Below are 10558 nucleotides of genomic sequence, written 5' to 3'. Positions count from 1 at the left end.
GCGTTCCTGGCGTTGATTGCGCTCGTGCTGGGGGGTGATATCTTCAACCCTTCGGCCACCCCGCAACCGGAGCACTCCATGACCGCTGTCCAAATCATCCCGCTCGTCATCCTCGTCATAATGTTCATCGTCGCCACGAAATGGCCGCTGAACATCGGCGTGATGGGGCTGGTGGCCTCCTTCGGCGTCGGCTATTTCATGCTCGGAATGACGGACAAGCAGATCCTCGAAGAGTTCCCCGCCAGCATCGTCGTGACGATCATCGGAGTCACGTACTTCTTCAGCATGGCCCAGCGGAACGGCACCATCGACATCATCGTCCAGACCTGCGTACGCCTCGTCAGGGGCAAGACGATGCTGCTGCCCTGGGTGTTCTTCCTGATCGCTGCTGCGCTCACGTCACTGGGCACCTTCTCGCCGGCCGCCGTCGCGCTGCTGGCACCGGCGGCCATCGGCTTCGCCTACGAGTCCCGGATCCATCCCGTGCTGATGGGCGCATTCATCATCAACGGAGCCCACGCCGGCGGCTTTTCCCCGCTGTCCGTCGCCGGGGTGCTGGTGCACGACATCGCCCTGAAGAACGGATTTCCCATTTCCCAGGGCGCACTCTTCATCGCCAGCTTCGCCATCAATCTCATTCTCTCCGTGCTCACCATCGTCCTGTTCGCCCTCCTGGGCAGGCTGCGGGACGGCGAAGGCGGCCAGCATGCCGACGTCGACACCGCCCGCACCAGCCGCCCTCACGGGCAGCAGATCCTCACGCTGGCACTGATCGCGGTGATGCTCGTGTGCACCCTGGGCTTCCACCTGCCGATCGGCTTCGTGGCACTCTCCGCCGGACTCCTGCTGGCGCTGGTCAACATCAAAGAACACCAGACGTTCATCGGCGGCGTCTCCTGGTCCACCGTCCTGCTGGTAGCCGGCATGATCACCTATGTCTCCCTGCTCCAGCACGTTGGCGTCATCGACACCCTCGCCGAGCAGGCTCTGGCACTGGGCGCACCGCTGCTGGTGGCCCTGGTCCTCTGCTACGTCATTGGCGTCGGCTCGGCCTTCGCCTCCTCCACGGCGTTGCTGACCGCGTTCATTCCCCTGGCCGGTCCGCTCCTGGCTACCAGCTCGCTGAGCGCCTCAGGAACGGTCGCGGCGCTGGCTATAGCTGCCACGGTAGTGGATGTCTCGCCCTTCTCCACCGACGGTGCGCTGGTCGTCGCCAACGCCCGCGCCAACGACAGGCAGCGAGTCTACCGGCAGCTGATGGCGTATGCCGGGGGAGTGGTGCTCGTAGCCCCGGCCCTCGCCTGGGTCCTGCTGGTTCCCACCGGCATCATGTAACCGCACGGCCACCGGCGACGCGGCTCCCGATAGCCGGGACGCCCCCGCCGCATGGAATGAAGTCTTCGGTCGCGGCAAGCAACCACGAAGAAGGCCCGGACACACAGAGTCCGCCGGCACCAGACCGCAGTGGGGCGGCGAATGATGATCACCCGGATCATCGCCTATTCGCAACGCGCGCCGCCCCGCTGCCCTGACACGTCAACAGCGGCCGCATGGCACCAAGCATTCGAGACCATCCCCGCCGCATGGAAACCGCCGGGACGGCATTTCGCGGCAGTGTTTCCCGGGACTACCGGCAAGAGCCCTCCCGGTGACGGGAACGGGGGAGCGGCAGGCTCACGTCCGCGGCCGGTTCCAGCGGTATTCGTTCTCCGGCCGGCCGGGGGCGCCGTAGCGGGCGGCGCGGGTGACCGTTCCGGCGTCGGCGAGGTACTCGAGGTAGCGCCGGGCGGTGACCCGGGACATCCCGAGCGCCTCCATGACCTCGCTGGCCGACACCGCCTCGGCCTGCTGCCTGATGTAGTCCTGGACGGATTCCAGCGTGGATACGGCCAGGCCCTTGGGCAGCGACAGCTCCGACGGGGCGCGGAGGCTGGCGAAGGCCTGGTCCACATCGCTTTGGGACGCCCGGGCTCCGGCTTCCCCGGCCAGGGGTGGGGCCAGCTGTTCGCGGAACAGCCGGTAGCTGGCGAGCTTGTCCGCAAAGGTCGCGTAGGTGAACGGCTTGATCAGGTACTGGACCACGCCGGTAGCCACCGCGCTGCGGACAATGTTCAGTTCCCGCACCGCGGTGATGGCGATGATGTCCGCGAACAGTCCGGCCGCCCGCATCCGGCGTGCGATGTCCAGCCCGTGCAGGTCCGGGAGGTTCATGTCCAGCAGGACCAGCTCCACCGGATTGCCTGCCGCCGAGAATTCCGTGAGCAGGCGCAGGGCGGACTGGCCGTCGGGCGCGGAGCCCGCCAGGGTAAAACCGTCCAGCCTTTCTATGTAGGCGGCGTGCGCTGCGGCAGCGATGGGCTCGTCCTCGACGACGAGCACCCGGATCTCGCTCATGGTTGTCCCTCGGTAGTGACCGGCAGCGTAGTGGCCGGCGGTGTTGTGACGGGCAGAGTGACGCGGAACAGCGCCCCGGCCGGGCTGGTGATTGTCATGGTACCGCCCAGCCGCTGGACCGCCTGGCGCACCAGGGCCAGCCCAAGGCCGCGTCCGAACGGTCCCGGGGCCTTGGTGCTGAAACCGTGCCGGAAGACGTCCTCCACGGCCGCGGGATCGATCCCGGGGCCGCTGTCCTCCACGGTAATCTCCAGGGCGGAGCCGGTGGTCTCGACGGTCAGCTCCACGAGCCTGGGTGCCGGCGCCTCGGCCGCGGCGTCGATGGCATTGTCCAGCAGGTTCCCCAGGATGGCCACGAGGTCCTGCACGGCCAGTCCGGTCACGGCCGTGGAACCGCTGGTATTGAGGGTCAGTTCGACGCCGCGTTCGTGTGCTTCGGCTGCCTTGCCCATGATCAGGGCGCCGAGCACGGGTTCCTCGATGGAGCTCACAATGTCATCCGTGAGCCGCTGGCTCAGTTCCAGGTCCTTGGTGGCAAAGTCCAGCGCCTCGGGGCCCCGGCCCAGTTCCATGAGCGAGACGATGGTGTGGAGCCGGTTGGCGTGCTCATGGGTCTGGGCGCGGAGCGCGTCCGAGAGCGTGCGCATGGTCTCGAGTTCACTGCCCAGGGATTCGATCTCGGTACGGTCCCGGATGGTGGCGACCGTTCCGTATACAGGAGTGCCAGCGCCGGACTTCGCTCCGTGCGGGCGGGCGCCGGCAGATTCGGGTCCCACCGCGGGGCCCTGGTTGACCACCAGGATCCGCGAGCCGGTCAGGTGGATCTCATCCAGGGCGGTCCGCCCCGATTCGAAGAGTTCCTTGAGGCTGGGGGCCAGCGGCAACTCCGCGAGGGAGGGCGCCGCCTGGCGCCCGCCCCCCGCAACGCCGCCGTCAGCGCCGGAGGTGGGACCGCCGTCGGCGGACTGTTTCCTCAGCCCGAGCAGTTCGGCGGCCTGGTCGTTGTACATCACCACTTTGCCCCTGGGGTCGATGAGGATCACGCCCTCACGCACCGAATGCAGCACCGATTCGTAGTACGCGAAGAGCTGGCCCAGCTCTTCCGGGCCCCAGCCGCGGGTCACCCGGCGCAGATACCGTCCCAGGAGCCAGGCCGCCGCCGACCCGCCGGCCAACAGCGCCAGGCTGATGGCCAGCAGCGCCGGCAGCCGGCCGGAGAGTGCGACGTCCACCGTCCGGACCGTCACGCCCGCGGCCACGAGCGCCCGGACCTTGCCGTCGGCGTCCTTGACCGGGGCGATGGTGCGCACCGACGGGCCGAGGGTGCCGGCCACGACTTCCGTGAACACCTGGCCATGGAGGGCCGCGTCGATGGAGCCGATATACGGTTTGCCCAGTTCCTCATCGCGCGGGTGGGTCCAGCGCGTGCGGTCCGGGGCCATGATCGTGATGAAATCCGCGTCGGCGTCGTTCATGGTCTTCAGGGCATACGGCTGCAGCAGGGCCGTGGGATCGGCTGTGTCCGCCGCCGCCAGGACGAAGGGGGCGTCGGCGACGGCGGTGGCGATGCCGGCCATCCGGCGTCCGGCCTCGTCGTAGGCGTGATCGCGCGCGTCCACGAACACGGCCGTGCCAACGATGGCCGTCAGGGCCACCACGAACAGCAGGTTGGCCGCAAACAGCCTGCGGGCGATGCTCCAGCGCCGGATCATCAACACCTTCCATGACCAATATGAACGCAAGGGTGATGCGCGTCACCTTCTCATCAATGATGGGGTTACACGCAAGAAGGACAAGAGCGGACCACAGCCAGGACCGCACCAAGTCCAGCCTATCCAAGGAGAACACCATGGCCTCTCAACGAGGAGAGTCAGCAGCACCGGCCGCCGCTCCGGCCAAGAAGCGCAAGGGACTGGACAAGTCCCACTACCTCTACATCGCAGTCATCGTCGCCGTGATCGCAGGTGCCGTTATTGGCCTGCTGTTCCCCGAGGTCGGCAAATCCCTCAAGCCGCTCGGCGACGGCTTCATCAAACTCATCAAGATGATGATTGCGCCCGTGATCTTCTGCACGATCGTGCTCGGCATCGGCTCCATCGCCAAGGCCGCGACAGTCGGCAAGGTCGGCGGCCTGGCGCTCGCCTACTTTGTGGTCATGTCCACCTTCGCCCTGGCGATCGGCCTCGTGGTCGGCAACCTGATCCACCCGGGCGAGGGCCTCAAGCTCGCCCCCTATGATCCGAACAAGAAGGCGGCGGTCGACAGCACCGTTGACTTCCTGCTGGGCATCATCCCGGGCGACATTCCCGTGTTGCCGACTCTCCTCGCCGCGATCCTGGTCGGCTTCGCGCTGCAGAAGATGGGCCCCCAGGGAGCCCCGATCCTCAAGGCCGTCGGGTACGGCCAGGCCCTCGTGTTCCGCATCCTCATCATGATCATGTGGCTGGCCCCGGTCGGAGCCTTCGGCGCGATCGCCGCGGTGGTCGGCGCCACCGGCTTCCAGGCCATCATCAGCATGGCGACCCTGATGGGCGCCTTCTACATCACCTGCGCCCTGTTCATCGTCGTGGTCCTCGGCGGTTTGCTCAAGGCGGTCGCGGGCGTCAGCATCTTCAAGCTCATGAAGTACCTCGGCCGCGAATACCTGCTGATCTTCTCCACCTCCTCCTCCGAAGCCGCGCTGCCCCGCCTGATCGCGAAGATGGAACACCTCGGCGTGTCCAAGCCTGTCGTCGGCGTCACGGTCCCCACCGGCTACTCCTTCAACCTCGACGGGACCGCCATCTACCTGACCATGGCAGCACTCTTCGTCGCCAACGCCATGGGCACGCCGCTGGACCTTGGCGCCCAGGTTTCCCTGCTGGTCTTCATGATCATCGCCTCCAAGGGTGCCGCCGGCGTCACCGGCGCCGGCCTGGCCACGCTGGCCGCCGGACTCCAGGCGCACGCACCCCAGCTGCTGGGCGGCGTGGGCATGATCGTCGGCATCGACCGGTTCATGTCCGAGGCGCGCGCCCTGACCAACTTCACCGGCAACGCCGTCGCCACGGTGCTGATCGGCACCTGGGTCAAGGAGATCGACGGCGGACGCGTGGACCGTGTCCTGGCCGGTGCCGAGCCGTTCGACGAAGAGACGATGCTGGCCGGCCACTCCGGCGTACAGGATGCCGCCGAACAGCCCGCACAGCCGGTACAACCGGTCCTGGCACACGCCTGAACCGACGCCTGCACCGTCCTGACCCGCGCCGGAACCGGCGTGAGCCGCACCCCGGCCTTAAACTGACCGGAAGCACGACCGCTCGATGACGCCCCAAGCGCCCGGCAGCCCAGCTGCCGGGCGCTTGGGCGTTCGGTTCAGCCCTCATCGGCGCCGAAGGGTGTGACCACGGTGCGGCGGGGCGTCCCTTCGTCGTCGTAGTTCAGGGTGCTGACACGTACGCCGTACAGCGCCGAAAGCTGCGCATCCGCGAGGAGCGGCCCGGCAGGTCCGGTCACCACACCCGCGGCGCCCATCAGGACCACCGAGTCCGCGAGGAACAGGGCGTGGTCCGGGTGATGGGTGCTCACGAGCAGCGACATCCCGGTCCGCACGAGTTCCCTCAGCAACTGGAGGACCCGGACCTGGTTCTTCAGGTCCAGCCCGGTGGACGGCTCATCCAGGACGAGGAGCCGCGAACCGCCCGCGATAGCCCGCGCAATCAGGACCAGCTGCTGCTCGCCCCCGCTCAGCGTCGGAAACAGCCGGCCGGCCAGGGCGGCGATCCCCACCCGGTCCATGGCGCGGAGCGCGGCGGCCCTGTCCCGGCTGCCGGGGGAGCGGAAGACGCCGATGTGGCGGGCACGGCCCATGACCACCATGTCCAGGGCCGGGTAGCCGAACGTGCTGCCGCGCGCCTGGGGAACATAGCCCGCCGTCTCGGACCTGCGCACCGCACCCTCCTGTACGGCCAACATGCCGGCCGCGCAGCGCACCAGGGTCGTCTTGCCGCTGCCGTTAGGCCCCAGGACCGCGGTCACGGTGCCCGGCGGCACCGAGAAGCTGAGATCCTTGAACACCCAGTTCTGCGGTGAATAGCCAAACCCGGCCCCGCGCAGCTCAAGCACCGTCCCAGATCCTCTCCCGGTTCCGGCGCAAGAGCACGAAGAAGACCGGTGCGCCGATCAGGGCGGTCAGGACGCCCAACGGGATTTCCCCGGCCGTGGCGGTGCGCGCGATGGTGTCGATGGCGATCAGGTAGGCCCCGCCCAGCAGGAAGGAGACCGGCAGCAGCACCCGGTGGTCCGGTCCCACCCACATGCGTGCGAGGTGCGGGATGACCAGCCCCACCCAGCTGATGACGCCGCTGACGGCGACGGCCCCGGCGACCATGAGGGCCACGGCGGCGAGGACCGCCCAGCGCAGGGGGCGGGGCCGGAGCCCCAGGGCGGTGGCGTCGTCGTCGCCGAGCGAGAGCACATTGATCCGCCACCGCAGGGCCAGCAGGACGACGCCGCCGGCAGCGATCGGAATGAGGGCCACCAGCACTTTCGCCCAGGTGGCGGTGGAGACACTGCCAAGCAGCCAGAAAACGATGGCGGGCAAGGTGGTGAACGGGTCCGCCAGATACGTCACCAGGGCCACCAGGGCGGAGAAGAACGAGGCCGTGACGATTCCGCCGAGGACCACCATGAGGATGTGGGCGCCGCCCCGCCCGGACGTGATGAGGAAGACGATTCCCAGTGCCAGCAGCCCGAAGCCGAACGATCCGCCCACGAGGGCGACGGGGCCCAGGCCCAGCAGCAGGGCCAGGGCACCGCCGAAGGAGGCGCCCGAGGAGACGCCGATGACCTCCGGGCTGACCAGGGGATTGCGGAACACGGCCTGCAGGGCCGCGCCACCGATTGCGAGGGCGCCACCGACCAGCAGGGCCAGCAGGACCCTGGGCAACCTGACCAGCAGCACCACGTTTTCCTCGGCCGCGGGAAGGCCCGGGCCGAAGGGAACTATTCGCGAGGCCAGGATCTGCACGACATGGTCCAGGGGCACGCTGTAGCGGCCGCTGCCGAGTGCAAACGCGGACACAGCCGCCAGGACTGCTCCGGAGAGCAGGCATGGACCGATGACCTGGCGCAGCCCCGGTCCCCGGCCGCCGGGGGGTCCCGTGGTCAGAGGCTGGGCCTCACGAAGCATCGAACTGCCGGTAGTTGGCCGAGGTGCCGTTGGCTTCGGTCCAGAGGATCTTGTCCAGCTCGGGCGCCGATGGCTGGTGGCGGTACAGGAAGTCGAAGTAGTCGTTTGTCTCGTTCCTCAGCGTGGAGTGGTTGCCGGAGGGGAAACTGACATCTGTGAGCCAGCGCCACATCAGTGGCGATTCCTGGCCGGGAGGATCCCAGCGGTAGCCGCCCAGCGGGACCTTGTAGACGCGGCGGGAGCGCACGGCGGAGACGCTTTGCCACACCGGGTTGCCGTAGACGTCGGCGGGCATCGCGTCGTCGAAGTTCCCGAGCAGGATGATTTCCGGATCCCAGGCCAGGACCTGTTCGACGTCCACGCCCACCATGCCCTTGCCCTGAAGGCCCTGCGGGCCGGTGGCGGGGTTGTGTGCCCCGATGAGCTTGATGTAGAAGTCGTTGTAGCTGCCGTTTCCGGCCACCTTGAGGCCGCCGCTGAACCTGTTGAAGTAGACGATGCCCGGGCCGCCGGTGCCGCGGGCGGCGGCCTCGGCCTGGATGGCCTTCTGTTGCCCGTCGCTGCGCGCCTTCATCTGCACGGCCCGGTCCGGCCGGCCCAGCATCGTTGCGAAGAGCGCGGTCCACGTGTCCACGTCCTGCTGCGTGCCGGTGTTCGTGATGCCCAGGACCTTCATCCCGGCCTGTTCCAGCGGTGCCGTCAGTTGCGCATCGCTCCACTGGACCACGACGTCGGGGTTCAGCGCCCGGATGCTTTCGACATTGGGCGTGAAGTCGGTCGTGGCGATGTCGTGCGGGATGTTCAGGGCCTCCGGGTACATGGCGCCCATGGCGCCGTCGCGCATCGCCACCCAGGAGGCGTTGTGCATCCCGGTGAGATGGCTGGCGCCCTGGTCGACGGCGGCGAGCAGGGAAGCGGCGGGCATGGGAATGGTCACCACCCGGGTGACCGGGCGGTCGAAACTCAGGACGGTCCCGCGCTGGTCCGTCACCTGGATCCCGGCCGGGCCGGAGGCGGAACCCGGGGGCGCTGTACCGGCAGTCCCTGCCGGCGGCGTTGACTGTGGCGACGACTGTGGCGCCGTGCCGGCCGCGGCGCAGGAAGCGAGGAACAGCGCCCCTCCGCCGTAGAGGGCCGCTGCCAGTACAGATCGTCGGTTGGCTTCGGGGATGCTCATCGGCCTACCTCCCGGGAAGGACCGCGCGCAACGGCCTTTCGCTCCGCGCCGGCCACAGCAATGGTCCCGGTGCGGCATTTCCTCACAGCATCCGCCGAATGCGCAGGGGTGTCAATGCCGGTCACGCCGGGCATTGTTCGCCGACGGGCGCCGGTGCTAGCCTCGCTGATATCCCCTGTGAAACGAGGCCACGGGATGGAAATCAACGGCGCCCAACTATTTGTCCGCTACGCGTATCCGCCGAATTCGCGGGGCAGCTGCGGGCCGCCTGACAGCGACGCGCTGCTGCACTATGGCCAGTCCGGGGTGACCGACGCGGGCCTGCGCGAACTTGCGAAGGGGTTCGCCGGCGCCTGGCCGTACCTGGAGCTCATCGCCGGTGCCACCGGCAACCCGGACCCGCTGGACTACGCGGTGGTGGAGGCCTACTGGGTGGGAAACACGCTGCTGGACTCCGTGGGTGTGCGCAGCATCGGCAATTCCATGGAGGACCGGTTTCGCGCACGGACCGGGCATCAGTTCCCGCACCTGATGGAAGGGGTCCTGGCCGGCGGCGTCCCGCATCACAGCTTCCACGTCCTGGAAATCTATCCGTGGACGGGACTCCTGCGCGATGACCGGCGCTCATCCACGGCCCTGAACGTCCTTGACCAATGCCGCATCCGGTGGGGCGAGGTGGTGGCCGTCGAAGGGGACAGCGCCCTCGTGCGCTCGCGGCCCCTGGCGTGGGACGGGATGGCGCTGTCGCTGGGGGAACCGGTGATCGAGACGGCCACGTACGCCGTGGCCGGGTCCGGCTTCATTGCTGACCTCATGCCCGGCGACATGGTGTCCCTCCACTGGGACTGGGTGTGCGACCGGCTCTCGCCAGCCCAGCTCCACCGGCTCCAGCACTACTTTGCGCGCCACCTCAAGATCGCGAATTCCGGCGTGGAGCACCGCGGCGCCGCGATCGCCCTCGAATAGCGGGCGCCTCAAGTTCCTTCAGTGGAGAGTTCCTTCAGTGGGGGAGTCCAGCCAGCGGGGAGTGAAGGCTACGGGACCGTGTCGGTGGGGTCCGGGCCCCGTCCCATGAGCTCAAGTCCCGTCATCGCACGGTCGGCACCATCCTGGTCCACGCGTTCCAGGGCGAAGCCCATGTGGATCAGGACCCACGTGCCGCTCTCCACAGGGCCGTCATCGAGGAGGCCAATGTTGATTTTGCGCTCCACTCCGGCCACATCCACGAGGGCGAGTTGCCCGTTGTAGCCGTCGATCACTTCGATGATCCGGCCCGGTATTCCCAGACACATCCGTGGTTCCTCCTCAGCCTGCTTCATCCGGAGCCGCGCTCGCGGGCGCCGCATCTGCGTTCGTGATGCGGGCTGCGACCAGGGTGCGGACTGCTTCCACGGCTGCCGGAACGGCGCGGGACACGTCCTCGGACAGTCCCATGCCCTCGTCCGTTCGCCCCGCGACGCAGCCCACCAGGTAGGTCTCCGGCAGCGATCCGCCCAAAACACGCAGACGGCGAAGGACAGCCAGCGGGTCCATGCCGTGCGGATCGAAGGCCGGATCGGCCCGCAGGCCGGCCGGCGTCAGCGGACCGCCGCTTTCCAGGTCCTCCACCCGGATCTTCAGGATCCGGAGCGTTCCCGCGCCTGCGCTCCCGTCCTCCGGGGCCGGGAGCACATCCACGAGCACCAGCGCATCCACCCCGTCCAGGAGATCGTAGGCGAGGTGCAGCCCGCGGATCCCGTAGTCCCGCACCTGGACCTCCTCCGGCGCCCAGCCCTGCAGGCCGGACTGCTCCTCGGCCAGCCGGCGGGCGACGGCCG

10 protein-coding genes are annotated in these 10558 nt (G+C 68.4%); 3 read left to right on the top strand and 7 right to left on the bottom strand.

From position 1 onward, the window contains the following. Window positions 1–6 precede the first annotated feature (6 nt). Entirely contained in the window at window positions 7–1335 is a 1329-nt protein-coding gene (locus Y706_RS0116060) for an SLC13 family permease (RefSeq protein WP_253906815.1), read from the top strand. A 339-nt stretch (window positions 1336–1674) separates the two neighbouring features. Here Y706_RS0116060 and Y706_RS0116055 read toward each other — a convergent pair whose 3' ends face one another. Together Y706_RS0116055 and Y706_RS0116050 are read right to left on the bottom strand one after the other, a co-directional pair. Next, window positions 1675–2394, bottom strand: a complete 720-nt coding sequence (locus Y706_RS0116055) for a response regulator (protein WP_028277402.1) — start codon at window positions 2392–2394, stop codon at window positions 1675–1677. Further along, window positions 2391–4106: a sensor histidine kinase gene (locus Y706_RS0116050; protein ID WP_028277401.1), complete on the bottom strand. Its 1716-nt coding sequence runs from the start codon at window positions 4104–4106 to the stop codon at window positions 2391–2393. The genes Y706_RS0116055 and Y706_RS0116050 overlap by 4 nt, the downstream gene beginning before the upstream one ends. Window positions 4107–4243: 137 nt before the next feature. Here Y706_RS0116050 and Y706_RS0116045 point away from each other — a divergent pair, with 137 nt between their 5' ends. Then, window positions 4244–5611 carry a cation:dicarboxylate symporter family transporter gene (locus tag Y706_RS0116045; RefSeq protein ID WP_028277400.1) on the top strand — a complete coding sequence of 456 codons (1368 nt, stop codon included), beginning with the start codon at window positions 4244–4246 and terminating at the stop codon, window positions 5609–5611. 137 nt (window positions 5612–5748) lie between these two features. On the opposite strand, the gene Y706_RS0116040 is transcribed toward Y706_RS0116045, so the two are convergent. The 3 genes from Y706_RS0116040 to Y706_RS25870 all read right to left on the bottom strand — a co-directional run bounded on the left by Y706_RS0116040 (window position 5749) and on the right by Y706_RS25870 (window position 8741). Further along, a complete protein-coding gene (locus Y706_RS0116040; protein WP_028277399.1) occupies window positions 5749–6498 on the bottom strand; it encodes an ABC transporter ATP-binding protein in 750 nt (249 codons plus the stop codon). Next, entirely contained in the window at window positions 6491–7456 is a 966-nt protein-coding gene (locus tag Y706_RS25875; protein ID WP_173403087.1) for a FecCD family ABC transporter permease, read from the bottom strand. Before Y706_RS25875 ends, Y706_RS0116040 begins: the two co-directional genes overlap by 8 nt. Before the next feature lie 97 nt (window positions 7457–7553). After that, window positions 7554–8741 (bottom strand): ABC transporter substrate-binding protein, encoded by a 1188-nt coding sequence (locus Y706_RS25870; RefSeq protein ID WP_028277398.1) that lies wholly within the window; start codon window positions 8739–8741, stop codon window positions 7554–7556. Window positions 8742–8936: 195 nt separating this feature from the next. On the opposite strand from Y706_RS25870, the gene Y706_RS0116025 reads away from it, so the two are divergent. Beyond that, window positions 8937–9707, top strand: a complete 771-nt coding sequence (locus Y706_RS0116025; RefSeq protein ID WP_028277397.1) for a DUF6390 family protein — start codon at window positions 8937–8939, stop codon at window positions 9705–9707. A 68-nt stretch (window positions 9708–9775) separates the two neighbouring features. Here Y706_RS0116025 and Y706_RS0116020 read toward each other — a convergent pair whose 3' ends face one another. Both Y706_RS0116020 and Y706_RS25865 read right to left on the bottom strand, forming a co-directional pair. Next, window positions 9776–10033, bottom strand: a complete 258-nt coding sequence (locus Y706_RS0116020; RefSeq protein ID WP_028277396.1) for a HypC/HybG/HupF family hydrogenase formation chaperone — start codon at window positions 10031–10033, stop codon at window positions 9776–9778. A gap of 13 nt (window positions 10034–10046) precedes the next feature. Further along, window positions 10047–10558: hydrogenase maturation protease (locus tag Y706_RS25865; RefSeq protein WP_052355089.1), on the bottom strand; the 512-nt coding region annotated here is incomplete at its 5' end.

The sequence above is a fragment of the Arthrobacter sp. I3 genome (assembly GCF_000520575.1).
GTDB lineage: Bacteria > Actinomycetota > Actinomycetes > Actinomycetales > Micrococcaceae > Arthrobacter > Arthrobacter humicola_A.
Note: the sequence above shows the minus strand (reverse complement) of the source record. Positions and strands in the feature narration are given on the sequence as shown.

What these genes read in the sequence shown, in the direction of transcription:
- Y706_RS0116055 (WP_028277402.1), bottom strand. Translation starts at nt 2,394, where the DNA reads ATGAGCGAGATCCGGGTGCTCGTCGTCGAGGACGAGCCCATCGCTGCC.
- Y706_RS0116050 (WP_028277401.1), bottom strand. Translation starts at nt 4,106, where the DNA reads ATGATCCGGCGCTGGAGCATCGCCCGCAGGCTGTTTGCGGCCAACCTG.
- Y706_RS0116045 (WP_028277400.1), top strand. Translation starts at nt 4,244, where the DNA reads ATGGCCTCTCAACGAGGAGAGTCAGCAGCACCGGCCGCCGCTCCGGCC.
- Y706_RS25870 (WP_028277398.1), bottom strand. Translation starts at nt 8,741, where the DNA reads ATGAGCATCCCCGAAGCCAACCGACGATCTGTACTGGCAGCGGCCCTC.
- Y706_RS0116025 (WP_028277397.1), top strand. Translation starts at nt 8,937, where the DNA reads ATGGAAATCAACGGCGCCCAACTATTTGTCCGCTACGCGTATCCGCCG.
- Y706_RS0116020 (WP_028277396.1), bottom strand. Translation starts at nt 10,033, where the DNA reads ATGTGTCTGGGAATACCGGGCCGGATCATCGAAGTGATCGACGGCTAC.